Below are 24604 nucleotides of genomic sequence, written 5' to 3' on the forward strand. Positions count from 1 at the left end.
GGCGCTACGATCGGGCAGCGGCGGACGTCAGCAGCAGCCGCCCCGCCTGCAACATCCCCCACATCACCAGGAAAGGCAGCACCAGGGTCTGTATCAGGAACACCACGGCGATGCGGATGGTGTGATCGACGATGCGCTCAGCCGAAGCCTTGAGCTCCTCGATGCGCTCGCGCAGCTCCCACCAGCGCGCCTTCGCCGCCTCCTCGGCCACCGGCAGCGCGCCGAAGGAATCCGCCGCCTGCTCGATGCCCTGCTGGTGCACCTGGTACTCGTCGGCCATGAAGGCCTGGAAGGCGTACTCGCTGGTGAGCGCCGCCGCCGGCACGATGAAGCGCACCAGCAGCAGGGCGACCAGCACCCGCGACAACCAGGCCGGCGGCGGCCCCCGCAGCCAGCAACCGGCCCAGGCGAGCGCGACCAGGCTGAGGGCGGCGGCCACCAGCCAGCCGGCGCCGATCTGCATCAGCAGCAGCTGGGTGCCGAAGGCGATGCTCGCCGCCAGCATCAGGGTGGAGAACTGCTCGATCAGATCATTGACCGGGTCCAGCACCTGGCCGGGCGCGAGCTTGACGCCCACCACCACGCCGCCCGTCACCTCGGTGCCCTGCACGACCGAGATCACCGCGTTGAGCGCACGCGCCGCGGCAAAGCTCGCCACCGCGCGCTTGAGGCCGGCCTCGGCATGGGTCTCGGCGAGCTGGTCCAGCGGCTTCAGCCATGCCAGCGCGGCAAGCAGCAGGACGAGCAGGGGAAGGATCAGGCGAGCGACGGGCGGCATGGCGACAAGGGCATCCCAGGTGGAGCAGGGGGTGTGAGTGAGTGCGCCGGCGCGCACGAAGAGTTCCGGCGCGGAGGCATCGGCGGCCGACACTTGCTTACGATCCGCGCCCGCTGCGCACGGCCGCGGGCAGGGTACACTCCGGCCTTGCGCCGCCATCCCCTCCCCCTTTGCTCCCCTTGCACACCCCCGCCCGCATGGCCTCGTTCCTGCATCTGCCCCGCTTCCTCGCCCTCCTGCTGATTGTGCTGCTGGCGCTGCCGGTCAGCGCCGAGCCGCCGCTGCCGCCCTCGGCCGAGGATCTGCGCGCGCGCGTCGCCGCACTCGCCGATCGCCAGTTGCCCGAGGCCGAGCAGCAGGCGGCCAAGCAGGCGCTGGAACAGGCCTTGTCGAACCTCGCGGCGGCCGAGGACTACCGCCAGCAACTCGCCACCCTCAACGCGCGTCTGGAGGCGGCACCGAACCGCACCGCCGAGGCGCGCGCGCAACTGGCCGCCCTGCAGGCCGACGGCGATGCCGGCGCAGACGCCCCGGCCACGATCGACCCTTCCCTGTCCGCCGCCGAACTCGAGCAAGCCCTCGTCGAGCGCAATGCCACCCTCGTCGAATGGCAGCGCAGCCTGGACGAGGCCAACGCCCTGCTGCTGGGCGCGCGCACCGGGCCCGAGCGCGCCCAGACCGAGATCAGCGCCAACCAGACCCGCATGGCCACCCTCGAAGCCGCCCTCGCCGCCAATCGCGAGCCCGGGCGCGACGGCCGCGCGCTAAGCGTCGACCGGCGCGAAGCGCTGGCCGCGGAATGGCATGCGCTCGATGCCCAGAGCACGCTGCGCCAGCGCGAGCTCGCCGCCGGCAGCGTGCTGCAGGACCTCGGCCAGGCCCGGCGCGACCTCGCCACCCTGCAGTTGCAGTTGCTGGGCGCCCAGGTGCAGGCCTTGCAGACGGCGATCAACGCCCAGCGCAGCGCGCAGGCGGCAGAGACCGTCGAGGCCGTCGCGCGCGCGCAGGACGCCTCGGGCGGCGACAGCCTGCTCGCCCGCGAGGTCGCCACCAACCAGGAGCTCTCGTCCTACCTGCTGCGCGCGACCGAGCACCTCAACACCCTGACCCAGCGTAACCTCGCCACGCGCCAGCAGCTCGACAGCCTCAACCGCGCCGGCAGCATCATCGACGAGCAGATCAACGTGCTGCAGGGCAGCCTGCTGCTGTCGCGCATCCTGCTCGAGCAGAAGCGCGCCCTGCCACAGCCGCAGGTGGACAAGCAGCTTGCCGAGCAGATTGCCGACATCCGGCTGTACCAGTTCGAGGTCAACAAGCAGCGCGAGCAACTCGGTCGCCCCGCCGCCCACGTCGAGCGCCTGCTCGCCGACACCCCGCCCGAACAGGTCGACGAGGACATGCGTGCGCAGCTGCTGGCGCTGCTGAGCACACGTGCCGAGCTGCTCGAGCGCCTCAACCGCGAGCTCAACGCGGTGCTCAACGAGTCGATCACCCTGCAGCTCAACGAGCGCCAGCTGCAGGCCACCGCCGACCGCCTGCGCACCACCCTCGACGAGCAGATGTTCTGGATCCCGAGCAACCGCCCGCTCGATCTCGCCTGGCTGCAGGCCGTTCCCGCCACGCTGCAGGCCCAGCTCGCCGCCATTCCCTGGCGGTCGGCCATGTCCGAGCTGTGGTCGGGGCTGCAGGCGCGCCCCCTGCTCTTTCTGCCGGTGCTGCTGCTGACGCTGGGGCTGTTGTCGCGCCGGCGCTGGCTGCGCGACAAGCTCGACCGCCTGCATGGCGACATCGGCTACGTGCGCCGCGACAGCCAGTTGCACACGCCGCTGGCGATCTTCTTCAACCTGCTGCTGGCCCTGCCCGGCAGCCTGCTGCTGGCGCTCGCCGGCCTCGCCCTGCAGATGGACGCCCGCGGCCAGAACGCCAGCCTGGGCGCGGCGCTGCTGCAGATGGCCCAGGCCTGGCTGGTGTTCTACACCGCCTACCGCGTGCTCGCCCCTGGCGGCGTCGCCGAGCGCCACTTCCGCTGGCCGCTGGAGCGCGTGCGCGAACTGCATCGCCGCATGCGCCAACTCGGCCTCGTCGTGCTCGCCGTGGTCGCTATCGTGACCCTCGCCGAGCGTCAGCCCGAGGTGCTGGCCAACGACGTGCTCGGCATCCTGACCCTGCTCGCCGGCTACGCGATCATGGCCTGGCTGATGGGGCGGCTGCTGATCCACCGCTCGCACGAGCTCCGCCCCTCGCCGCTGCGGGTGGCCATCGGGCTCGCGCTCGGGCTGATGCCGATCGCCCTCATCGCCGCGGTGCTGATGGGTTACTACTACACCGCGCTGAAGCTGACCGGACGCCTGATCGACACCTTGTTCGTGCTCATCGTCTGGCGCCTGGTCGAAGCAACCGTGATCCGCGCCCTCGGCGTCGCCGCCCGCCGCCTCGACCACCAGCAGGCGGTCGCCCGCCGCGAAGCGGCCCAGCGCGAGGGCCTGGCCGGTGGCGAGGCCGACGATGGCGCCGAGACGCCACGGCTGGACATCGATCGCATCAGCCAGCAATCGCTGCGGCTCGTGCATCTGGGCCTGCTCGCCGGCCTCATCGTCAGCCTGTACTGGGTGTGGGCCGACCTCATCACGGTGTTCGCCTACCTCGACAACATCACCTTGTACGAGTACGTCAGTGGCAGCGGCGACACCGCCACCAGCACCCCGATCAGCCTGCGCGACCTGCTCGCCGCGCTCGTGATCGGCGGCATCGCCTTCATGCTGGCCGGCAACCTGCCCGGCCTGCTCGAGGTGCTGGTGCTGTCACGCATCAAGCTGGCACAGGGCAGCGCCTACGCCATCACCACCCTGCTGTCCTACGTGATCATGGGCGTCGGCATCGTCGCCACGCTCGGCACGCTGGGGGTGAGCTGGGACAAGCTGCAGTGGCTGGTGGCGGCGCTGTCGGTCGGCCTGGGTTTCGGCCTGCAGGAGATCTTCGCCAACTTCGTGTCCGGCCTCATCATCCTGTTCGAGCGCCCGGTGCGCATCGGCGACACCGTCACCATCGGCAACGTGTCGGGCACGGTGAGCCGCATCCAGATCCGCGCCACCACCATCACCGACTTCGACCGCAAGGAGATGATCGTCCCCAACAAGGCCTTCATCACCGGCCAGCTCACCAACTGGTCGCTGACCGACACCGTCACCCGCGTCACGGTCAAGGTCGGGGTGGCCTACGGCTCCGACCTCGAGCTCACCCGCCAGCTGCTGCTGCAGATCGCCAGCGACAACGCGCGCGTGCTCAAGGAGCCGGCGCCGCTGGTGTTCTTCCTCAGCTTCGGCGCCAGCACGCTGGACCACGAACTGCGGGTGCACGTGCGCGAACTCGCCGACCGCAACGCCGCCATCGACGAAATCAACCGCGAGATCGACCGTCGCTTCAAGGACAACGGCATCGAGATCGCCTTCACCCAGATGGATGTGCACATCCGCAGCATCGACGGCAAGGAGGCGCGGCTGCAGACGATCGCGCCGCCACCGCCCGGCCCCGAGCGCCCGAGCGCACGCGGCGACGATCCGAAGTGAGACGGACGCGCCAAGGACAGGCGCTCAGTGCCGGCTGTCCGCCGACGGGGGCTCCTCGACCTTCACCTCGCGAATGACCTCGCCTTCGATGATCAGGCCGCGCGCACGCGGGGCCGTCCCCGCGCCACCCGCACGCATGCCGGGCTCGGCCATGCGGGCCTCCATCTGCTCGCGCATCGCCTTACGCACCGCGCGGGTCTTCCACCACAGGTAGCCCCAGGCGACGGCACCGACGGTCAGCACCACCGCGAACAGCGCCACCGAGAAGGTCAGCGCGAGCACGAACACGCCCACCATCACCACCCCACCGACGATCTTCTGCCACAGCGAGGGCGGCGTCGCGCTGCCACGGTCGAGGTTGAGGAAAATGCCGGAAAAACGGGGATCCTTGTGCATGAGCGTGTCCTGGATGAGCTGCGCAGACCACCTGCGCCGCATCGCACAGGTCAGAACCCCGCGCGATGAAAAGATTCCGCACAGCAGCGGAAGCGGCATTTTCGCGCAAATGCACTGCACCCGCCGTCACCAATTGCAAGTGCCGCCACCTGCAGTCACGTCCGCCGCACGCGCCGGCCATTGAAATCGCTGCCGGCGACCGCGAAGATGCAGGCCATGCCCGCCCTTGTCCTGCACCAGCTGCGCACCCGCCACGTCGGCCCGATCGAGCTCACGGTCGCCGCCGGCGAATGCGTGTGCCTGCGCGGAGCCTCGGGCAGCGGCAAATCCTTGCTGCTGCGCGCCATTGCCGATCTCGACCCGCACCAGGGCGAGGCCCGCCTCGACACCCGCCGCTGCGCTGCGACGCCGCCCCCCGAGTGGCGCCGCCAGGTCGCGCTGGTGATGGCCGAGGGCCAGTGGTGGGCGGAGACGGTCGGCGCCCATTTTGGCGAGGGCTGCGAGCCGGACTGGCTCGCACGCCTGGGCCTGCCCGCGGCGGCGCTCGAGTGGGAGGTGGCGCGCTGCTCCACCGGCGAGCGCCAGCGCCTCGCCCTGCTGCGCACGCTGATGCGCCGCCCGGCGGCCCTGCTGCTCGACGAGCCCACCGGCAACCTCGACGAGGACAGCACCGCCCGCGTCGAAGCCCTGCTCGACGACTACCGCCGCGAGCACCAGGCCGCGCTGCTGTGGGTCAGCCACGACCCGCGCCAGGCCGCGCGCGTGTCCCGGCGCCGCTTCGTGCTCGAGGACGGCCAGCTTCACCCGGACACGCATGCCGGGGCGGAGGGCGACCGATGGTGATCGCGCTCTCGGTCCTCGACCTGTCGCTGGCCGCGCTGCTGATCCTGGCCCTGGCCGGGCTGTCGCTGCGCCTGGGCCTGGGCATTGAGCAGCGCCTGGTGGTGTCGGCCGCGCGCACCACGATCCAGCTGCTGTTGATCGGCCTGGTGCTCAAGCTGCTGTTCGACAACGTCCATTTTCTGTGGGTGGCGGCGATGGCGGCGATCATGATCACTGCCGCCGGACGCGAGGTGATGGCGCGCCAGAAGCGCCGCTTTACCGGCTGGTGGGGTTTCGGCCTGGGCACGCTGTCGATGTTCGTGTCCTCCTTCACCGTCACCGTGATGGCGCTGCTGGCGGTGATCGGCAACACCCCCTGGTATGCGCCGCAGTACGCCATTCCGCTGCTCGGCATGGTGCTCGGCAACACCATGAACGGCATCGCGCTGGGCCTCGACCGCCTGACCCAGGACGCCGCCGCCCGGCGCAGCGTGCTCGAGGCCAGGCTCGCCCTCGGCCAGGACTGGAACGAGACCATCGCCGATACCCGGCGCGAGGCGATCCGGGTCGGCATGATCCCCATCATCAACGCCATGGCCGCTGCCGGCATCGTCAGCCTGCCGGGCATGATGACCGGCCAGATCCTTGCCGGCACGCCACCGGTGGAGGCGGTGAAATACCAGATCCTGGTGATGTTCCTGATCGCCGGCGGCACCGGCTTCGGCACCGTGGTCGCAGTCAGCCTGGGCGCCCGCCGTCTGTTCGACGAGCGCCAGCGCCTGCGCCTTGACCGGCTGCGCACACCGCAGGACTGAAGGCGGGCGGCGCGCCGGCGATGAGCGTTGATCCCCTCGGCCCGCCGCAGGCTACGCCGCTGGTCCTGTTCGGCGCCTTCGACCGGCACAACTTCGGCGACCTGCTGCTCGGCCACATCGCCGCAGCGCAGGCCGCGCGCCTCGCCCCGGACCGGCCGCTGCACTTCGCCGGACTGGCCGTGCGCGACCTGCGCGCCGACGGTGGCGTGCAGGTGCAACCGGTGGACGCGATCGCCCGCGCCCTGCGCCTGCGCGCCGCGGCCGACCCCCAGGCGGCGCCCCCCGGCCTGCTGCAGGTCGGCGGCGAGATCCTCGACTGCCGCGCCTATGAGGCGGCGATCATGCTGATGGGCCGGGACGAGGCCGCACGCGCCATCGCCCACCACGACCGCGACCTCGCCGGCCGCGAGCGCTGGGCGCAACAGTGGCTGGGGATCGCGCGCCAGCTGCCCTATCTGGCGTCGGCGCCGATACTGCCCCCCGCCACCCGCATCGTCCACGCCGGCAGCGGCGGCGTCGGCCTCGCCGGGCTGCCGGGCGCGGTGCAGGCCGAGGCCTGCGCAGCCTTGCGCAGTGCGGCGCTGGTCCAGGTGCGCGATCGGCGCACCCAGGCCTGGCTCGCCACCGCCGGCATCGCGGCAGGCCTTGCCCCCGACCCCGCCGCCCTCGTCGCGCGCGTGCTCGGCGCGCAGATCGCGAAGCGCGCCGAGCAGGGCGAACCGGCCCGGATCCGCGCACGCTTTCCCGGCGGCTGGATCGCCGCCCAGCTGAGCGCCGAGTGCGGCGACGACGCCACGCTCGACGCCCTCGCCGTCGGGCTTGACCGCCTGCTGCGTGATACCGGCCTCGGGCTGGTGCTGTGGTGCGCCGGGCGTGCGCCCTGGCACGACGACCCTGCAGTCCTGCGCCGCCTTCGCGAGCGACTACGCGAACCCGCGCGCTGCCTCGTCGCCGCCAGCACCCATCTGCTCGAGCTGTGCGCGCTGCTCGCCGGCTGCACGCTGTGCCTTGCCAGCAGCCTGCATGCGCGCATTGTCGCCGAAGCCTTCGCCCGCCCCGCAGCCAGTCTCGTGCGGGCCGGGGCACAGGGCGACAAGCTGCGCGCCTACCTCGAGACCTGGCATGCGGATGCCCTTCACCTGCACGAAATCGCGGCAGGCAGCCCAATCCGGGCGGCGCAAGCGGCGCGGGCCGAGCCCGCGTCGAAGCGCGACGCACGCGCGGCGCGGCTCGCCGGCCTGGCCGCGGATGCCGCGGGGCGCTGCTTCGCGGCGCTCGACGGTCGCTGACGGCTTCGCCTGTTCTGCCGCGCCCCGATCACCGCGCAATGCAATCCAGGAAACGATCGCCCACCCGCATGATCGAAGGCCGGTATTGCAGCGCTGTACGCCCAAGGACGAGGCGCCGCGCTGCAGACCCACCCCGAGCGCATCCGCCGCAAGGCCGCGCTCAACGCGCCCGACCCGGCGACCTTCTACAGCCCGGGGCCGCAGGCCTATACCGACTATCCGGCCCTGGCCGACGGCGCCTGAACCCGACCGTGCGGCACCGGCGCCCCGCCCGGGGCGCACCGGCCGCCGCGCTCATCCCGGCCTCAGGCCGCCACCAGGCGCCGGAACACCCCGAAGCTCCACTGCGCGCCCACGGTCAGCACCACCACCCGCAGCACGTGGCACACGGTGACCAGCGGCACGCCCAACTGCAGCACCTTGGCGGTGATGCACATCTCCGACACGCCGCCGGGCGCGGTGGCCAGCGACAGGGTCGGCAGTGGCACCGCAGACACCAGCCCGAGCAGGGCCGCCAGCGCGAAGGAGAACACGATCGACAGCACCGCGGTCAGCGCGGCAACACCCATGAAGCGCGGTGCGGCGCGAAAGAAGGCGCGCGAGAAGCGACAGCCCAGCGCGCAGCCGATCAGCAGCTGGCCGCCGTTGACCACCCACACCGGCAGCGCCGACAGCGGCACGCCGGCGAGCGTCGCCGCCGCCACGCCGAGCAGCGGACCGAGCACCCAGGCGTTGGCGATGCGCAGCAGCTTGAAGGTCGCCACGCCGAGCAGGCTCGCGCCCACCAGCAGCGGAAAGTGCTGCGCGTCCACTTCCCGCACCAGCGGAACATAGAGGTCGCTGCCCTGCACCCCGGCGAAGGTGAGGGCGAAGGGCAGCAGCGACACCACCAACAGCACCCGGATCGCGTGCGCGGCAGCGATCCGATCCACCGCGCCGCCATGGCGGTCGGCGAGGTTGGCCATCTCCGACGCCCCGCCCGGCAAAGCGGCAAAAAAGGCGGTCGGCGCATCCACTCCGCCCAGGCGACGCATGATCAGCGCGCACAGCACGCCGAGCAGCAACGAGCCCACCGCAGCCGCCACCACCAGCGGCGCATGCAGGCTCAGCTGCGCCACCACCTCGGGGCTGAAGTACAGGCCGAGCGCGGCACCGATCGCCCATTGCCCGGTCTGCCGCCCCCCGGGCAGCGGGCGCAGCTCGATGTCGGCCATGCGCGCACCGGCTACCGCAAACAGCGGGCCGATCATCCACGGCAAGGGCAGCTGCAGGCGCTCGGCGAGCCAGCCGGCGGCGGCGGCAAGCACGAGCGTGGGGAGAATGCGGCGCCACGGCGCGGCAAGGAGCTTCATCGGAGACGACTCTTACTCGGTAGCGGGCCGCGTACGGGCGTCCCATTGACGCAGGAAGGCCTGCTTCTTGGCCTGATCCTGGTAGGTGAGAAGGCCCGAGCCGATGCGGATCGGACGGAAGGCATGGCGCAGGTTGCGGTGCAGCAGGACGGCGGCGCTGTCGGCGCCGGCGGTGCCGGCATCGCTGCGTACCGGCAGCAGGCCGAGGTGCTCGGCGAGCAAGGCCTGGCCGCGCGGCGACAGCAAGTGATCCAGCCACAGGCGGGCCGCCGCCGGATGCCGCGCATCGCGCGCGATGAAGGCAACGCGGCTCAGCACCAGGGTGTAGTCCTGCGGCCACACCACGCCGAGCACCGCGTCGCTGCGCGCGCGCTTGTGCGCATAGGAGCCGAGCACGTTGTAGGCCAGCACCAGCTTGTCGGCGGCGACACGGTCGAGCATGGCGGCACTCGAGTCGTGCTGCTCGAGGCCGAGATCGCCCATGCGCTCGACGAGCTGCCAGAACGCGATCGGGTTGGCCTGCGCATCCTGGGTATGCAGCAGCAGGCCAAGGCCGGAGCGCGCCGGGTCGTAGCTGCCGATGCGCCCGCGCAGGCGCTCGGGCTGCTCGTCGAGCAGGCGGATCAGCGCCGCGTGGGTGGCGGGCACATCGGCTTCGGCGAGCAGGCGTCTGTTGTAGACGATGGCGGCCGGCTCGTAGGTAGTGCCGAAGGCCTCGTCCTTCCACACCGCCCAGCGCGGCAGGGCCGCCGTCTCGGCCGAACGGTGAGGCTGGGCATAGCCGTCGTTGACCAGCTTCACCTGCAGGTCCATCGCCGAACTCCACACCACGTCCGGCCCGGGCCGGCCGGCGGCGCGCTCGTTGACCACCAGCTCGTACAGCTCGCTCGAGTTCATGTCGCGATACTCGACACGAATCCCCGGGTGCAAGGCCTCGAAGTCGTCGAGGATGGGCTGGACGACGTCCTGGTCGGCCGCCGCATACACCACCACCCGACCCTCGCGGCGCGCCTGCTCGAACCGGTCGACGGCGGGCTCGGCGCCGGCCACTGCGGCCAACAGCATCGCCGCCGCGCAGACCAGCGCCCGCAGCCCGCGCAGCGACCGGCGCACGTCCCCGCGGTGCGCCGGCACACGGTCGTCGTCGATCCTGGCCCCGTCCGTTCTCACATTCCGCTCCCATTGCACACCGGTCGGCCACTTGGACGCCGCCCGGCTTTGCGCCGATAATCGCCCACAAGCCTTTCGATTCACTTTCACCGGGACTGCCCATGCGCCTGTTGCTGGTCGAAGACCATGCCGAACTCGCCGAGTGGGTCGCGCGCGCGCTGCGCCAGGCCGGTTTCGTGCTCGACGTGCTCGGCCGCGGCGACCATGCCGACCAGGCGCTGCGCACCGAGCACTACGATGTGGTCATCCTCGACCTGTCGCTGCCCGGCCTGGACGGCCTCGAAGTGCTGCGCCGGCTGCGCAAGCGCGAGAGCAACCCGGACCACGGCGCCCCCACGCCCGTGCTGGTACTGACCGCACGCGGCAGCACCGGGGAACGCGTCGAGGGCCTCAACCTCGGCGCCGACGATTATCTGACGAAACCCTTCGAGCTCGCCGAACTCGAGGCCCGCATCAAGGCCTTGCTGCGCCGCGCCGGCAACCAGGTGCCGCGGGTGCGCCTGGGCCGGCTCGAGTTCGACACCACCAGCCGCATGGCGACGGTGGACGGCCAGGTGCTGGCGCTGACCCCGCGCGAGCTGGCGGTGCTCGAGGTGCTGCTGTCGCGCGTCGGCCGCCCGGTGGCGCGCGAGGCCCTGTTCCAGAAGGTGTTCGAGTTCGACGCCGACGCCCGCGTGGAGGCCATCGAGATCTACGTCTCTCGCCTGCGCAAGAAGCTCGAAGGTGCCGACGTCGTCATCAACACCTTGCGCGGGCTCGGCTACCTGCTCGCCGAACGGCCGGCGCCCTGACATGCGCGCAGCCCCCGGGGCCGCGCAGGGCGGCCGCACCGATGGCACTGGCGCCGCGGAGGGCAGCGAGGCTGCGGCAGACACCGCGGCACCGGCAGCGGATGTCGAACCCGCCGCGCCGCGCCACCACGCTGGCAGCCTGCGCCGCCGCGTCCTCGGCTGGCTGCTGCCCCCGCTCGCGATCATGCTGGTCGTCAATGCCTGGTTGAGCTACCGCGGCGCACTCGACGCGGTGAACCAGGCCTACGACCGCACGCTGACCGCCTCGGTGCGGGCGATCGGCGAGCGCACCCACTCGCTCGAAGGCGAGATCCAGGTCGACATTCCCTACGCCGCCTTCGAAGGCTTCGAGGACAGCGCCGCCGAGCGCGTCTTCCACGCCGTGTTCGACGCCGCGGGCGTGCTCGTCACCGGCTATGCCGACCTGCGCCCGCCCGCGCTGCCTGCCGGCGAGGGCATGGTGAGGATCTTCGATCTCGCCTACCGCGGCGAGACGGTGCGCATGGCCGCGATGCGCAAGCGCCTGTACGACCCCGCACTGGAAGGCGGCGACGCCGTGCTGATCGTGTTTGCCGAGACCACCGGCGCACGCGAGACCCTCGCCCGCGATCTCTTCCTCGCCAGCCTGCAACGCCAGTCGGCCCTGGTCGCCGTCGGCGCGGTGCTGGTGCTGCTCGCACTGGGCACCGCCTTCCGGCCACTGGTGGCGCTGCGCGATCACATCCGCGACCGCGACGAGGAAGACCTCACCCCGGTGCGGGCCGACCGCGTGCCGAGCGAGGTCGCGCCGCTGATCGACGCCATCAACCACCACATGCAGCGCCTGTCGGCCATGCTGGCCGCGCGCCGGCGCTTCCTCGCCGACGCCGCGCACCAGATCCGCACCCCGCTCGCGGTCCTCACCACCCAGGCCGAGTACGGCCTGCGCCAGACCGACCCGGAAGAGATGCTCAACACTTTCGCCAGCCTGCTGCGCAGCACCCGCGCCGCGCGTCGGCTGGCCAACCAGATGCTCACCCTGTCGCGCGCCGAGGCGGTCAACGGCCTCATCGACGAGCGCGCGCCGCTCGACCTCGCCGGCCTGGTCAAGGACGTGGCGATGGAGCTCGCCCCGCTCGCCCTCAAGCGCAACATCGACCTCGCCTACGAAGGCATCGGCCACGCGCTGATGATCGAGGGCAACGCGCCGATGCTGCGCGAGATGGTCTCCAACCTGGTCGACAACGCGATCCGCTACAGCCCGCCCGACTCGGCGGTCACCGTCGCCGTCGCCGCCTTCGACGGCGAGGCGGTGGTCAGCGTGTGCGACCAGGGGCCGGGCATTCCCGAGGCCGAGCGCGAACGCGTGTTCCAGCGCTTCTACCGCATCCTCGGCCACGGCGACAGCGATGGCAGCGGCCTCGGGCTGGCCATCGTGCGCGAGATCGCGCTCGCCCACGATGGCCGCGTCACGCTGCGCGACGGCGAACGCGGGCGCGGCCTGTGCGTGGAAGTCGAGCTGCCGCTGGGCGCCACCCCGGCACCCTGAGCGGGAGGCGAACATCCTGAGCCGGAGGCGGGCACCCCGCCACCGGCACCTTCATCGGTCCGTCCTCCTCGCGGACCGGCAGCACTGAAAGGCGATCGAAAGGCGACGGCGCTGCAATGCGGGCCGCGCCGACGTGTTTGGCGCGCCCATCCACAAGATCGAGGAGACTTCCATGCAACGCCTTTCCAAGTCGGTCCTGCTGGCCGCCGCCGTCGCCGCCCCGTCGCTCGCGCTCGCCCAGTCCAACGTCACCATCTACGGCCTCATCGACCTCAACCTCAGCCATGAGCGATCGGGCGACCAGCGCTACCAGGGCGTCCACCACGGCGAACTCAACGGCTCGCGCCTCGGCTTTCGTGGCACCGAAGACCTTGGCCACGGCATGAAGGCCTTGTTCGTGCTCGAGAGCGGCTTCGACCCCTCGACCGGACTCGCCGAGCAGGGCGGACGCCTGTTCGGCCGCCAGTCCTTCGTCGGCCTCGAGAGCAGCCTCGGCCGCCTGACCCTGGGCCGCCAGTATTCGCCCGCCTTCGTCGCCCTCGACCCCTTCGATGCCACCGGCAACGCCGACCGCAGCGCCGGCCTGCTGATCCGCAAGACCGGCGCCGTGAAGCCGGCCTACGAGGTGCGCTTCGACAACATGGTCAAGTACCGCTCGCCCAAGCTCGCCGGCTTCGAGCTCGATGCCGGCTACTGGTTCGGCGAGAAGGTCGCCACCACCTCCACCGCGCGCAAGGAAGGCGACGGCCATGGCCTCAGCCTGCTCTACGGCAACGGCCCGTTCTCCAGCGCACTCACCACGCAGAGCGTGCAGCGCGACGCCAGCGGCGGCAAGGTGCGCACCAGCGGCGTCGGCCTGGCCTACGACTTCGGCATCGTGAAGCCCTATTTCGCCTGGTCGCAGGACAAGGAGAGCGGCACCGTCGGCAATGGCAAGGCCCGCACCTGGTCCGTGAGCGCGGAGATCCGCGTGAACCCGGCGAACACGGTGGCGCTCAGCTATGCCGACCGCGACGAATCGGACGGCGCCGCCGGCGAGGACGCCAGCGGCTGGTCGGCCTACTACCTGCATGCGCTGTCCAAGCGCACCACGCTATACGCCGGCTACTCGCACCTCTCCAACGAGGACGGCGCCAACTATTCGATCGGCAACATCACGCCGGAGCCCGGTGACAACCACCGCGTGATGATGGCCGGCATGCGCCACCGCTTCTGACCTTCAACCACCGCACACGGGAGAACCCGACATGAACATCACGGGAATGCTGTACGGCGCCCGCCTGCTGCAGTTCGCCGACTTCCCCAGCGCGGAAGTCCTCGGCCCGGACGCCAGCGAGGAGCAGATCAAGGCGCTGATCGAGCGTCACGGCGCGGTCTTCGTCAAGCCGCTGTTCAAGGGCGGCGTCGGCAAGAAGGGCAAGGCCGGCCTCATCGGCCGCGCCAAGGACCTGCGCACCGCGCTGGCCGAGAAGGAGCGTCTGTACTTCGTCGAGCACCGCCACGGCCACCAGGTGGCGAAGGCCAACGGCGTCACCTTCGAGGGCGCGGTGCCGGCCGAGCACGAGGTCTATTTCTCGATCACCGACTCGACCGAGTTCCGCGCGCCGACCATGACCCTGACCCACCGCGGCGGCGTCGACATCGAGGAGCTCGACAAGTCGCAGGTCGCGCGCGTGCCTTTCGACCCGCTCACCGGCCTGAAGGCCTTCGTCGTCGCCAACGCCCTCGCCGACATCGGCGCGCCCAAGCAGATCATCTCGCCGCTGGTGCAGCACCTGCCGCGGCTGTGGGAGCTGTACCACGACTTCGGCATGACGACCCTCGAGCTCAACCCGATCCGCATGCGCCCCGACCGCCGCGGCCGGCTCACGCCGGTGGCCTGCGACTTCAAGTGCGGCTTCGACCGCGACGATCCACGCTGGCACCGGCTGAACCTGCCCGCCCACCTGTTCGCGGTGGACTACTCCGACTTCGAGCAGGAGATCAACCAGCTGCGCACCCACCAGGGCCAGAGCGACGTCTACGTGATCAACGCCGGCGGCACCATCCTCGCCCCCACCTTCGGCGGCGGCGCCAACTCGCTGGTCACCGAGATGCTCGGCGACGACGCCATCATCTCGTCCGACTTCGGCGGCAACCCGCCCTACGAGAAGATGAAGTCGGTCGCCTCGATCTGCTTCAAGCACTGGCTGCGCCAGTCCAACGTGCTCTTCATCATCGGCGGCAAGTCCAACAACACCGACATCCACGAGACCTTCCGCGCGATGGCCGACGCGCTGCGCGAGCACTTCGGCAGCCATGGCCCGACGCCGCTCTACGTCGTCGCCGGCCGCGGCGGGCCGAACCTGGTGCGTGGCATGGGCGTGTTGCGCGATACCTGCGAGGCGCTCGGCCTGCCCTACCGCCTGTTCGGCTTCGATTCGGCGATGAGCGAGGTGGTCGACTACGCGCGCGAAGCCAATGAATGGATGAAGGCCGGCGGCCGCGACGCCGTCGCCGCGCGCCTCGGGCTCGCCCCCGCGGCCACCGCCGCCTGAGCCCCGACACCCCCGACTCCAAGGAGACAGCCATGTACCAACAAGGCGTTGGTGATTTCAAGTACTACGTGGGCATCAGTTCGCTGGCCCAGATCGCGACCCGGCACGACCGGGTGTGCGTGCTCAACATCCTCGGCGGCGAATCAAGCGAGGTCACCCCGGTCGGCCACGCCTGGTCGGGCGGCAACGTGGTGTTCGGCACCTCGCCCGGCCGCCGCGGCCAGGTGCTGGAGACCGCGCTCGGCAACATCCCGGTCTACAACAGCGTGCGCGAGGGCCTCGACGACGGCCACCGCTTCAACTGCGGCGTGGTCTATCTGCCGCCGTCGGCGGCGCGCGACGGTGTGGCCGAGCTGATCCGGGTGAATCCGGAGCTGAAGAAGGTCTTCATCATCACCGAGAAGATCTCGGTGCACGACGCGCGCGAGATCCGCGCCATGGGCCAGCAGCACGGCATCGACATCTTCGGCGCCAACTGCCTCGGGGTGGCCGATTCGTGGAACCAGGTCCGCATCGGCGGCGCGCTGGGCGGTGACAACCCGTCCGACACGCTGCGCCGCGGCTCGATCGCGGTGCTGTCGAACTCGGGCGGCTTCACCACCACCATCGCCCAGTACCTGCGCATGGCGGGCTGGGGCACGACCACGCTGGTGTCCAGCGGCAAGGACGTCTACATCCACTACGCGGCGCCGGAGTTCGCCTTCGCCCTCGCCAACGACGCGCGCAGCAAGGCCGCGGTGCTGTATTGCGAGCCCGGTGGCTACTACGAGCGCGACGCCGACTTCACCAAGCCGGTGGTCGCCTGCGTGGTCGGGCGCTGGAAGTCGCGGCTGACGCGCGCGGTCGGCCACGCCGGCGCGATGGCCGGCGGCGAGGACGATGCCGCCGCCAAGGAACGCTGGTTCATGGACAAGTTCGGCGTCGACGGCCTGTACACGCCCGATAACCCGGTGTTCTCGGCGAAGGGCGCGGTGGTCACCAACATCGCCCACATTCCCGCCGCGCTCACCGCGGTGATGCGCGCCAACGCCACCCTGCCGGACTTCGAGCCTGAAGGCACGATGGAGCTCAAGCCCTGGTTCGGCGCCAATCTCGGCATCGCCCTGCCGCCGCAGCTCGACCTGCCGGTGGTGCCGGCGATCGAACCCTATCGCAGCCAGATCGCCCGCCTGGCCGAACAGGTCGGCACGGTGTTCCCGCGCGAATCCATGAAGGACGCCTCGGGCGCCTCGCAGATGGACCCCGCAACTCAGGTCTCCAGCCTGCACGGGGTGAGCGTGCTCGAGGCCGCGCGCCGCCCGCTCGAGGCCAACCTCAGCCTGGCGCTGCTGCGCGAAGCCGGCGGCGACAACGACCGCAAGCTGATCGCGGTGGCGGTCGGCGCCCACCTCAACCTCCATGGCGACCCCGCGCTCGCCGCGGCCGAGGCCGCGCGCGCCGCCGGCAATGCGCCCAACGCGGTGCTCGCCGCCGCCATGGCGATCGTCGGTCCGCGCCGCGCCGAGCGCGCACGCACCATCGCCGCCGCGCTGATCGACCGCCTGCACGCCGCCGGCCTGCGCGACGCGCTCGACGAGGACTTCTGCTGCCGAGCGCTGGCCGACGACGCCGACCTGATTGCATTGGTGCGCGCCCCGGCGCCCGACGCCCGCGCCGAGGCGATGCTCGCCGGCCTGGCGGCGCGCGACGCGCGCTCGGTGCCGGTGCGCCTGTTGCAGCACACCGGCGTGCCCCTGAGCGCCGATGCGGTGCTCGCCGCGATCACCACCACGCTCGCCTGGGGGCCGCTGATGCGCAAGCGCGTGTCGCGCCTGAGCGCCGAGAGCCTGCCGTGGTGGATGCAGCTGGTCGGCACCCTGATCGGCGCCTCGGCTCCGGCCGCACAGCACGAGGCCGGCCGCTTCTGCGGCATCGACGAGGCCGAGCTCCTCGGTGGCGGTTCGCTCACCGCGCTCGCCTGCCAGGCCCTGCTCGGCCGCGAGCCGCAGGCGGCCGACCTGTTCGCCTACCAGACCCTGGTCGGCATCCTGCTCAGCAACGGCCCCGGCACCATCTCCGCCCAGGGCGCCAAGGGCGCGGTCTCGGCCGACGGCCCGGAAACGCCGCAGCGCGTGCAGCTCAACAAGGCGGTCGTCGGCTTCCTCACCCACACCGGCTACGCCCACGGCGGCAACGGCTTCGAGGGGGTGCAGTTCCTGATCGAGCAGTTCCGCGACAGCGGCCTGGACGACCCGGCGGCCGCCCACGGCCTCGACGTCGCCGCGCTGGCGCGCCACTGCGCCGAGGACTATGCGCGCTACAAGGCCGAACGCAAGCAGACCGGCAGCGAGGACATCCGCAAGATCCCGGGCGTGAACCACCCGGTGTTCAAGGACCGGCCGGTTAACATCGATCCGCGCGAAGCCTTCATCCGCGAGCTGATGGCCACGCGCGGCGAGGCCAACGTGTTCCACGACTTCTACCACGCCCTGGTGCAGGCGCTGCACGAGGCCGGGGTGTCGCGCACGGTGTATTGCGTGAACATCGACGCGGTGATCGCCGCCCTGCTGCTGCGCCTGACCTGGCAGCCGTGGCGTGAGGGCCGCATCGACGAAGCGCGCCTCGAAGACGCCGCGTTCACCTTGTTCCTGCACGCCCGCATGCTGGGCTGCGCGGCCGAGATCGACGACCACCTGAACCGCGGACGCAACATGGACACGCGCACGCCGGCGTCGAAATGCCGTCACGTCAGCTGACGCGGCTCAGTCGGGGGCGGGCAGGCCGCCGCCCCCGGCGGGCTGCGGGCAGCGCTTCCCCCACCCCCACCGGAACCTCACCATGAACGATTCGACCGCCACGCCGCGCGGCGAACCCGCGATCCGCACCATCGCCATGCCCGCCGACGCCAACCCCGCCGGCGACATCTTCGGCGGCTGGCTGATGGCGCAGATGGACCTCGCCGCCGGCAACGTCGCCGCCCGCCGCGCGCGCAGCCGCTGCGCCACGGTGTCGGTGGACCGCATCACCTTCCTGCGCCCGGTGTTCATCGGCGACGAGGTCAGCCTCCACGCCGAGATCGTGCGCGTCGGCCGCAGCTCGATGACGATCGAGGTCGAGGCCTGGCGCCGCTCGCGCGACGGCGAGGAACAGGTCAAGGTCACCGACGCCAGCTTCGTCTTCGTCGCCCTCGACCAGGGCGGGCGGCCGCGGGTGATCAGTCCCGGCACCCCTTCCGCGGCAGACGCGTAAACACCTTGGCAGCATCCCTCGCGCAGCGACCCCGATGCAAGCGGGCTGCGCGAGCGTCCCATCTCCATCTCACGCCGCAAACGCGGCCATTCCCTGACACGTCAGTTCCCGTCCAGGCGAACTCCAGCGCGCCTCCGCAACACACCAGAAAGTCGATATCGGAATCCGGCCGGTCCTCACCGCGTGCCACCGACCCGAAGACCCTCACGTTGCGCGCCTTGTGGCTTGCTGCCGCCCTGAGCAGCTCGCTTTTCCTGCGGCTGACCTCCTCGAACGTCGTCATCACCGTTCCCTCGGACGAACACCATTAGAGTTTAGCGACTCGGCCATCACCTGGAGAGGCTTCGAGCGGATCTCGCGCCGTGCCTTCACACTGGCCGTCGTCCTGCTCCCCGGCTGTGCCACACCAGCCCGGGTTGAGCACATGAGCGCGACCGGGAGCGCCCAGCACCGAACGCGGGATGCCCCACTGCGGAACAAGCTTGCAATCAAGGATGTCACTGGCGGCACCGAAACCAACCCGATGTGGGTTTCCAACGTCAGCTCTTCGGATTTCGAGAAGGCACTCGAAGCGTCGCTTAAGTCGGCTGGCTCCTTGCCGACCGTCAGGCGGGCGATTTCGTCCTCACCGCCGATCTGATGAAGCTCGAGCAACCATTTGTTGGACTCGACATGACGGTAACGTCATCGGTCCGCTACGTGGTCATCGAGCGATCGTCCGGCAGGACGGTTTTCGACAGCACGGTCACGACGCCCTACACCGCCAGGTTCTCTGACGCCCTGATCGCCTTGGAGCGGCTGAAGCTCGCCAATGAGGGTGCCATCCGGACCAACATCGGCGAACTGCTCTCCCAGCTCATGCAACTGAAGATTGAGGAGATCGCCCTCGCCCGGTGAGCCGTCGGGCCTTCAAGCCTTGCGGCAAAAAAAAGGGCGCCCGCAGGCGCCCATCGAAGGCGGCGGCCCGGGAGGGGCCACCGCATGCGGGATTCCGTCACAACGCAGCGGACGGAATCCGCGGAGGTGAGGCTTCAACTCATGCCTGGGCCACCGCGCGGCGGCTGTCGAGCATGCGCGCGACACGCGGGCCCACCAGCATCGCGATGGCCGCCACCCACAGGCCGATGGCGATCGGGCTGGAGAACAGCACGCCGATCTCGCCGTTGCTGATCGACAGTGCGCGGCGCAGGTTCTGCTCCATCATGTCGCCGAGCACGAAGCCGAGGATGAAGGGCGCGATCGGGAAGTTCATGACCCGCAGCAAGTAGCCAATGCCGCCGATGATCGTGCCCAGCACCAGGTCGAAGGTGTTGCCATGCACTGCATACACGCCGACCATCGAGATCGCCGCCACGCCAGGCACCAGCAGCCAGGTCGGGATCGACAGGAACTTCACGAACACCCGGATCAGCGGAATGTTCAGCACCAGCAGCATCACGTTGGCGATGAAGAGCGACGCGATCAGGCCCCACACGATCACCGGCTGATCCTGGAACAGGGTCGGGCCGGGGGTGATGTTGTACAGCGTCAGCGCGCCCATCATCACCGCGGTGGTACCCGAGCCCGGCACGCCCAGGGTGAGCATCGGCACCAGCGAACCGTTGGCCGAGCCGTTGTTGGCCGCTTCCGGTGCTGCGACGCCGCGCACGTCACCCTCGCCGAACTGGTGATTTTTGCCCGCCATGCGACGTTCGCTGGCGTAGCACATGGTCGAGGCGATGGTTGCGCCCGCACCCGGCAGCACGCCGATGAAGAAGCCGGCCAGCGAGCAGCGCAGCATCGTCCACTTCACCAGCAGGAACTCCTTCATGTTGAACATCACGCGGCCGGTGAGCGCCATCGGCTCGACACCGGAATGGGCATGTTGCAGCATCAGCATGACCTCACTGACCGCGAACAGGCCGATCACGATGACGATGAAGGGAATGCCGTCCTGCAGATGCAAGGCATCGAAGGTGTAGCGGTAGACGCCGCTGTTGGAGTCGATGCCCACGGTCGACAGCAGCAGGCCGATCAGGCAGGCGATCGCCGCCTTGGGCAGGGAGTCACCGACCAGGCCGCCGAGGCAGCACAGCGCCAGCACCATCAGCACGAAGTACTCTGCCGGGCCGAAGGAAATCGCCCATTCGGCCAGGATCGGCGCGAACAGCACGATGCCCACGGTCGCGACCAGTGCACCGCAGAACGAGGCCATCGCCGAGATCGACAGGGCCGGTCCGGCAAGCCCCTTCTTCGCCATCGGATAGCCGTCCATCGTCGTCATCACCGCACCAGCGTCGCCCGGCACGTTGAGCAGGATCGCCGATATGCGTCCGCCGTACTCACAACCGGCATAGACCGCGCAAAGCAGGATCAATGCCGACTCCGGCGGCAGCTTCATCGCGAACGCGATCGGCAGCAGGATGGCGACGCCGTTGATCGGGCCCAGGCCGGGCAGCAGGCCGACCACGGTGCCCAGAAAGCAGCCGACCAGCGCGATCATCAGGTTTTCGGGCGTGCCGGCAACGGCAAAGCCCTGCATCAGCAGCGAGAGTGTGCTGTCCATGATTTACCCCAGGATGTTGTTGAGCCACAGCCCGGTCGGCAATGCGACGTCGAGCAGAAGGTCGAACAGGATGAACAGGCCGATTCCGAGGCCGATTCCGCCGATCGCGCCCTGTTTCCAGCTGCCGCCGAAGAAGCGGGCGATGGGGAGGACCATCAGCGCGGTGGCGATGATGAAGCCGAGCTTGTCGAACACCCAGGCGTAGGCCAGCACGATCAGAAACAGCAGGCCGATGCGCTGGAGGACGGCAGGGGGCGCCCAGGTGGTGTCGCTCTTCTTCTCCAGCATCAGGGCAACGGCGCTGATGCCGAGCAGGACGAGAATGACGATCGGAAAGGCGCGTGGTCCGACCGGCTCGTAGGAAATGGCCACTTCGAAACTGCGTGCGATCCAGATGCCAGCCAGGCTGACGATCAAGAGTATGCCGCCGAGGATTTTTTCGCTCATGTCGGTCTCCAGACAATGAGGCCCCGCAGCGCTGCCGGTGCGGGGCCGGTAACGGACGCTTACTGGGCAACCAGGCCGAGTTCCTTGGCGAGGACCTTGTAGCGGGCGACCTCGCGCTTGACGTTCTCGGTCAGCTCGGCGCCGGTCAGGTCATAGGGGAACAGGCCGCGCTCGGCGCGCAGCTGGTCGAACTCGGGCGAGGCCTGGAGCTTCTCGAACGCGGCGATCCACCACTGGTAGTCGGCGTCCGACACCTTCGGCCCCATGTAGAAGCCGCGAGTGATGGTCCAGTCGACGTTGTAACCCTGCTCGATCGCGGTCGGAATGCCGGCCAGTTCACCCTTCAGGCGCTCCGGGGCCATGATCGCGAGCACCTTGATCCGCCCGCCTTTCAGGTGGCCAAGGACTTCCGAGGCGTCGCCCGAGTAGGCATGCACGTGGCCGCCCATCAATGCGGTGATCGCCTCTCCGCCGCCTTCGAAGGCGACATAGCGCATCGACTTGGGATCGACACCGGCCTCACGGGCGATCAGCGCCGACTTCATCCAGTCCTGGCTGCCGACCGAACCGCCGGCACCGAACACCACCTTGGACGGCTCCTTGCGCGTGGCCTCGACCAGATCCTTCAGGCTCTGGTACGGCGAATCGGCCTTGACGATGATTGCGCCGTAGTCGGCTCCGACCGCGGCCAGCCACCTGACGTCGTCCTCGTTGTACTTGCCGAACTTGCCGATTGCCAGGTTGAGGAAGGAGCCGCCCGAGTAGGCGACGATGGTGCCGCCTTCGGCCGGACGGTTGGCGATCACGGTGTTGTAGGCCACCGCGCCGATGCCACCGGGCATGTAGGTGACGCGCATCGGCGCCTCGAGCAGCTTGCTGTTCTGCAAGGCGCTCTGCGCCAGCTTGCAGGTGAGGTCGAAGCCGCCGCCCGGCTTGGCCGGGGCGATGCACTCGGGCTTGGCCGGCTCGGCGTGGACGACACCAGCGGCGAGGGTGGCAAGGACCGCGGTGGCCGCGGCAAACAGGGTCTTCTTCAGCATCATGGCGATCTCCTCCGTGTATGGACGCCTCTTGTGCGAGGCGAATCCACTTCGCCCCGGGTGGAGCGGACGATACGAAGGAGGGCTTTCGATAGCCTTTCAGTGTCCGCAGCGCCGGATCCCGGTCGCGCGGTCGGCGGCCTCGGTGAAGGCCAGGCGGCCGTCGATCCGCTTCATGGCGTGGCTGTCACGGGATGGGTCTGCGCACCGATGCGGCCTCGCGCTCGGTCGACGCCAGCTGCGCCAGCAAGGCGACCTCGGCCTTGTCGAGTCCGTCCGGCGTACCGAACAGCACGAGCGTGTCGCCCGCCTCGAGCCTGAGCCCGGGCGGGGGGTGGAGCATGCGCTCGCCTGCGCGCACCAGCGCCTGAAGCCGGCAATCGCCGAGGTCCAGATCGCCGAGCACCTGCCCGACCGCGACCGCGCCGGGCACGAGTTCGACCGCATGCAGGCGGTCGTGCCCCGCATCCTGATCGGCGTCGCCCAGCACGGGTTCGTCCGAACGGTAAAGCTCGTGCAGGTACTGGTAGCGGTTGGCCTGCGCCGCGCGAATGCGCCGCAGGACGCGCTTGGTCGGCACCTCCGCCATCAGCAGCACATGGGCGGCGATCATCAGGCTGGCCTCGACCGTCTCGGCCACGACCTCGGTCGCGCCCAGTTCGAGCAGTTCGGCGAGCGGGGCCTCGTCGCGCGTGCGCACCATGACTTTCACCGGCCAACGGCTCGCGCGCACGTGCTGCAACACCTTGCGCGCCGCCCCGAGATCGTCGTGCGAGATCACGATCAGTCGCGCCTTGTCGGCCCCGACCGCCTCCAGGATGTCACGCTCGGACGAGTCGCCGTAGAACACAGGCATACCCGCGGCGTGGGCGTCGCGGACCCGCGCCGGATCCATGTCGAGGGCGATGAAGGGGATCCGCTCCGCTTCCAGGAAACGGGCGAGGTTCTGGCCGATGCGGCCATAACCGCAGATGACCACGTGGTCACGCTGGTCGGGCGGCGCGTCCTCGGCCTGCGCCACGCCATTGGTGGCCAGCACCGGTCCCTGCACCAGGCGACTGGCAAAGGCCGCGTTGTAGCGGATGAAGAAGGGGGCGATCAGCATGCTGAACAGGACCGCCATCAGCACCACCTGCGCCACATCGGAGGCCAGCACCTGGTTGTCGAGCGCAATCGCCAGCAAGGCGAAACCGAACTCGCCGCCCACTGCCAGCACCACGCCCGTGCGTACCGCCGTTGCCCGATTGACCCCGGCGAAATGGACGATGAAGAAGACCAGTACGGCCTTCGCAATCAGCATCGCGACGGCACCCGCCAGGGCCAGGTGCCACAGCTCGGGGAGCACCGAGACGTCGAGCAGCATGCCGATGGTGACGAAGAACAGGCCGAGCAGCACATCGCGAATCGGCCGGATGGTCGATTCGATCTGATGGCGGAACTCGGTCTCGCCGAGCATCATGCCGGCCAGAAAGGCCCCCAGCGCCATCGACAGCCCGAGGCTCTGCGTGATTGCCGCGGCGACCAGGCTCACCAGCAGCACGGTCAGCGTGAACAGCTCGGCCGAGCGCTGTGCCGCCACCTCGTGGAACAGCGGTCGCAGCAGCCAGCGCCCGGCCAGATACACCAGCACGAAGGCCGCTGCCGCCTTCAGCAAGGCAAAGCCCAGCGGGGCGGCGATCGAACCCGAGGCCAGGCCGAGCACCGGAATGACCACCACGAAGGGGACGGCGGTGATGTCCTGAAACACCGACATCGCCACTCCCAGCCTGCCGTGCCGGCTCTGGTCCTCGCCCTGCTCGATCAACTGCTTGCTGATGACCGTGGTCGACGACTGTGCAACTACCGCGCCGATCACGAATGCGGTCTCCGGCGAATGGCCGAGCAACCACGCACCGACACCGACGATGAGGGTGGTGAGCACGACCTGCGCCGTCCCCAGGCCGAACACCAGGTTGCGCATCGCCAGGATCTGTGGCAGCGAGAAGTTGAGGCCGACGGTAAACAGCAGGAACACGATGCCGAACTCGGCAAGCACGCGCTTGTGCTCGATATCGGGCACGAGGGCAAGGGCATGGGGACCGACCAGCGCGCCCACGAGCAGATAGCCGAGGCTGGACGGCATCCGCATGCGTTGCAGCGCGACGACCGCGATCACCGAAAAGATGAGCAGGATCAGGACATGCGCTTGGACCGGTGGAATCATCCGGAAATCGACGTGGCTGGTGGGTGGGGCTGCGGTCCGTCCGCGCCCCGCAGGCGCGGACGACTACGCCCCAAACCATACATGAGGACGGGCGGAC

At 69.9% G+C, this 24604-nt stretch carries 20 protein-coding genes; 11 read left to right on the forward strand and 9 right to left on the reverse strand.

Annotation, left to right across the window (positions count from 1 at the left end; translation table 11 throughout):
• Nucleotides 1-4 precede the first annotated feature (4 nt).
• Nucleotides 5-871, reverse strand: coding sequence for a hypothetical protein (locus tag ACMV5O_RS11620; RefSeq protein WP_416163626.1), 867 nt, complete (start codon nucleotides 869-871; stop codon nucleotides 5-7).
• A gap of 104 nt (nucleotides 872-975) precedes the next feature.
• On the opposite strand from ACMV5O_RS11620, the gene mscK reads away from it, so the two are divergent.
• Nucleotides 976-4344: a mechanosensitive channel MscK gene (gene mscK / locus ACMV5O_RS11625; protein ID WP_416163627.1), complete on the forward strand. Its 3369-nt coding sequence runs from the start codon at nucleotides 976-978 to the stop codon at nucleotides 4342-4344.
• 24 nt (nucleotides 4345-4368) lie between these two features.
• Here mscK and ACMV5O_RS11630 read toward each other — a convergent pair whose 3' ends face one another.
• Nucleotides 4369-4740 (reverse strand): hypothetical protein, encoded by a 372-nt coding sequence (locus tag ACMV5O_RS11630; protein ID WP_416163628.1) that lies wholly within the window; start codon nucleotides 4738-4740, stop codon nucleotides 4369-4371.
• A 216-nt stretch (nucleotides 4741-4956) separates the two neighbouring features.
• On the opposite strand from ACMV5O_RS11630, the gene ACMV5O_RS11635 reads away from it, so the two are divergent.
• From ACMV5O_RS11635 to ACMV5O_RS11645, 3 genes are read left to right on the forward strand one after another with little or no spacing between them, the layout of a single operon-like run.
• The gene (locus ACMV5O_RS11635) at nucleotides 4957-5583 is read left to right on the forward strand and encodes an ATP-binding cassette domain-containing protein (RefSeq protein ID WP_416163629.1); all 627 of its coding nucleotides are present in this window, start codon (nucleotides 4957-4959) and stop codon (nucleotides 5581-5583) included.
• Nucleotides 5577-6377, forward strand: coding sequence for an ABC transporter permease (locus tag ACMV5O_RS11640; RefSeq protein WP_324540807.1), 801 nt, complete (start codon nucleotides 5577-5579; stop codon nucleotides 6375-6377). The genes ACMV5O_RS11635 and ACMV5O_RS11640 overlap by 7 nt, the downstream gene beginning before the upstream one ends.
• A 20-nt stretch (nucleotides 6378-6397) precedes the next feature.
• Nucleotides 6398-7666 carry a polysaccharide pyruvyl transferase family protein gene (locus tag ACMV5O_RS11645; protein WP_416163630.1) on the forward strand — a complete coding sequence of 423 codons (1269 nt, stop codon included), beginning with the start codon at nucleotides 6398-6400 and terminating at the stop codon, nucleotides 7664-7666.
• Between the two features lie 305 nt (nucleotides 7667-7971).
• On the opposite strand, the gene ACMV5O_RS11650 is transcribed toward ACMV5O_RS11645, so the two are convergent.
• Together ACMV5O_RS11650 and ACMV5O_RS11655 are read right to left on the reverse strand one after the other, a co-directional pair.
• Complete coding sequence (locus tag ACMV5O_RS11650; protein WP_416163631.1) at nucleotides 7972-9018, reverse strand: AbrB family transcriptional regulator; 1047 nt, start codon at nucleotides 9016-9018, stop codon at nucleotides 7972-7974.
• Nucleotides 9019-9030: 12 nt separating this feature from the next.
• Nucleotides 9031-10188, reverse strand: a complete 1158-nt coding sequence (locus tag ACMV5O_RS11655) for an ABC transporter substrate-binding protein (protein ID WP_416163632.1) — start codon at nucleotides 10186-10188, stop codon at nucleotides 9031-9033.
• Between the two features lie 101 nt (nucleotides 10189-10289).
• On the opposite strand from ACMV5O_RS11655, the gene ACMV5O_RS11660 reads away from it, so the two are divergent.
• The 6 genes from ACMV5O_RS11660 (at nucleotide 10290) to ACMV5O_RS11685 (ending at nucleotide 18272) form a co-directional block, all read left to right on the forward strand.
• Nucleotides 10290-10979 (forward strand): response regulator, encoded by a 690-nt coding sequence (locus ACMV5O_RS11660; protein ID WP_324540797.1) that lies wholly within the window; start codon nucleotides 10290-10292, stop codon nucleotides 10977-10979.
• 1 nt (nucleotide 10980) lies between these two features.
• Nucleotides 10981-12507, forward strand: coding sequence for a sensor histidine kinase (locus tag ACMV5O_RS11665; RefSeq protein ID WP_416163633.1), 1527 nt, complete (start codon nucleotides 10981-10983; stop codon nucleotides 12505-12507).
• Nucleotides 12508-12679: 172 nt separating this feature from the next.
• A complete protein-coding gene (locus ACMV5O_RS11670; RefSeq protein WP_416163634.1) occupies nucleotides 12680-13723 on the forward strand; it encodes a porin in 1044 nt (347 codons plus the stop codon).
• A 31-nt stretch (nucleotides 13724-13754) separates the two neighbouring features.
• Nucleotides 13755-15044, forward strand: a complete 1290-nt coding sequence (locus tag ACMV5O_RS11675) for an ATP citrate lyase citrate-binding domain-containing protein (RefSeq protein WP_416163635.1) — start codon at nucleotides 13755-13757, stop codon at nucleotides 15042-15044.
• Between the two features lie 32 nt (nucleotides 15045-15076).
• On the forward strand, nucleotides 15077-17779 hold the full coding sequence (locus ACMV5O_RS11680; RefSeq protein WP_416163636.1) for a CoA-binding protein: 2703 nt from the start codon (nucleotides 15077-15079) through the stop codon (nucleotides 17777-17779).
• 82 nt (nucleotides 17780-17861) lie between these two features.
• Nucleotides 17862-18272: an acyl-CoA thioesterase gene (locus tag ACMV5O_RS11685; RefSeq protein WP_416163637.1), complete on the forward strand. Its 411-nt coding sequence runs from the start codon at nucleotides 17862-17864 to the stop codon at nucleotides 18270-18272.
• On the opposite strand, the gene ACMV5O_RS11690 is transcribed toward ACMV5O_RS11685, so the two are convergent.
• Complete coding sequence (locus tag ACMV5O_RS11690) at nucleotides 18238-18555, reverse strand: nucleotidyltransferase family protein (protein WP_416163638.1); 318 nt, start codon at nucleotides 18553-18555, stop codon at nucleotides 18238-18240. The two genes, ACMV5O_RS11685 and ACMV5O_RS11690, sit on opposite strands and share 35 nt — an antisense overlap.
• Before the next feature lie 356 nt (nucleotides 18556-18911).
• Here ACMV5O_RS11690 and ACMV5O_RS11695 point away from each other — a divergent pair, with 356 nt between their 5' ends.
• Entirely contained in the window at nucleotides 18912-19169 is a 258-nt protein-coding gene (locus ACMV5O_RS11695; protein WP_416163639.1) for a hypothetical protein, read from the forward strand.
• 139 nt (nucleotides 19170-19308) lie between these two features.
• On the opposite strand, the gene ACMV5O_RS11700 is transcribed toward ACMV5O_RS11695, so the two are convergent.
• From ACMV5O_RS11700 to ACMV5O_RS11715, 4 genes are all read right to left on the reverse strand, one after another.
• Nucleotides 19309-20817, reverse strand: coding sequence for a tripartite tricarboxylate transporter permease (locus ACMV5O_RS11700; RefSeq protein WP_416163640.1), 1509 nt, complete (start codon nucleotides 20815-20817; stop codon nucleotides 19309-19311).
• Between the two features lie 3 nt (nucleotides 20818-20820).
• Nucleotides 20821-21264, reverse strand: a complete 444-nt coding sequence (locus ACMV5O_RS11705) for a tripartite tricarboxylate transporter TctB family protein (RefSeq protein ID WP_324543066.1) — start codon at nucleotides 21262-21264, stop codon at nucleotides 20821-20823.
• A gap of 59 nt (nucleotides 21265-21323) precedes the next feature.
• Nucleotides 21324-22307 carry a Bug family tripartite tricarboxylate transporter substrate binding protein gene (locus ACMV5O_RS11710; protein ID WP_416163641.1) on the reverse strand — a complete coding sequence of 328 codons (984 nt, stop codon included), beginning with the start codon at nucleotides 22305-22307 and terminating at the stop codon, nucleotides 21324-21326.
• A 184-nt stretch (nucleotides 22308-22491) separates the two neighbouring features.
• Entirely contained in the window at nucleotides 22492-24507 is a 2016-nt protein-coding gene (locus tag ACMV5O_RS11715; protein ID WP_416163642.1) for a cation:proton antiporter, read from the reverse strand.
• Between the last annotated feature and the right edge of the window lie 97 nt (nucleotides 24508-24604).

The sequence above is a fragment of the Thauera sp. WH-1 genome (assembly GCF_047806685.1).
Classification (GTDB): Bacteria; Pseudomonadota; Gammaproteobacteria; order Burkholderiales; family Rhodocyclaceae; genus Thauera.

Bases quoted from the DNA above. Each gene is read 5' to 3' on its own strand.
- mscK (WP_416163627.1), top strand. From the start codon at position 976: ATGGCCTCGTTCCTGCATCTGCCCCGCTTCCTCGCCCTCCTGCTGATT.
- ACMV5O_RS11630 (WP_416163628.1), bottom strand. From the start codon at position 4,740: ATGCACAAGGATCCCCGTTTTTCCGGCATTTTCCTCAACCTCGACCGT.
- ACMV5O_RS11635 (WP_416163629.1), top strand. From the start codon at position 4,957: ATGCCCGCCCTTGTCCTGCACCAGCTGCGCACCCGCCACGTCGGCCCG.
- ACMV5O_RS11640 (WP_324540807.1), top strand. From the start codon at position 5,577: ATGGTGATCGCGCTCTCGGTCCTCGACCTGTCGCTGGCCGCGCTGCTG.
- ACMV5O_RS11645 (WP_416163630.1), top strand. From the start codon at position 6,398: ATGAGCGTTGATCCCCTCGGCCCGCCGCAGGCTACGCCGCTGGTCCTG.
- ACMV5O_RS11650 (WP_416163631.1), bottom strand. From the start codon at position 9,018: ATGAAGCTCCTTGCCGCGCCGTGGCGCCGCATTCTCCCCACGCTCGTG.
- ACMV5O_RS11660 (WP_324540797.1), top strand. From the start codon at position 10,290: ATGCGCCTGTTGCTGGTCGAAGACCATGCCGAACTCGCCGAGTGGGTC.
- ACMV5O_RS11665 (WP_416163633.1), top strand. From the start codon at position 10,981: ATGCGCGCAGCCCCCGGGGCCGCGCAGGGCGGCCGCACCGATGGCACT.
- ACMV5O_RS11670 (WP_416163634.1), top strand. From the start codon at position 12,680: ATGCAACGCCTTTCCAAGTCGGTCCTGCTGGCCGCCGCCGTCGCCGCC.
- ACMV5O_RS11675 (WP_416163635.1), top strand. From the start codon at position 13,755: ATGAACATCACGGGAATGCTGTACGGCGCCCGCCTGCTGCAGTTCGCC.
- ACMV5O_RS11680 (WP_416163636.1), top strand. From the start codon at position 15,077: ATGTACCAACAAGGCGTTGGTGATTTCAAGTACTACGTGGGCATCAGT.
- ACMV5O_RS11685 (WP_416163637.1), top strand. From the start codon at position 17,862: ATGAACGATTCGACCGCCACGCCGCGCGGCGAACCCGCGATCCGCACC.
- ACMV5O_RS11690 (WP_416163638.1), bottom strand. From the start codon at position 18,555: ATGACGACGTTCGAGGAGGTCAGCCGCAGGAAAAGCGAGCTGCTCAGG.
- ACMV5O_RS11695 (WP_416163639.1), top strand. From the start codon at position 18,912: ATGAAGCTCGAGCAACCATTTGTTGGACTCGACATGACGGTAACGTCA.
- ACMV5O_RS11700 (WP_416163640.1), bottom strand. From the start codon at position 20,817: ATGGACAGCACACTCTCGCTGCTGATGCAGGGCTTTGCCGTTGCCGGC.
- ACMV5O_RS11705 (WP_324543066.1), bottom strand. From the start codon at position 21,264: ATGAGCGAAAAAATCCTCGGCGGCATACTCTTGATCGTCAGCCTGGCT.
- ACMV5O_RS11710 (WP_416163641.1), bottom strand. From the start codon at position 22,307: ATGATGCTGAAGAAGACCCTGTTTGCCGCGGCCACCGCGGTCCTTGCC.
- ACMV5O_RS11715 (WP_416163642.1), bottom strand. From the start codon at position 24,507: ATGATTCCACCGGTCCAAGCGCATGTCCTGATCCTGCTCATCTTTTCG.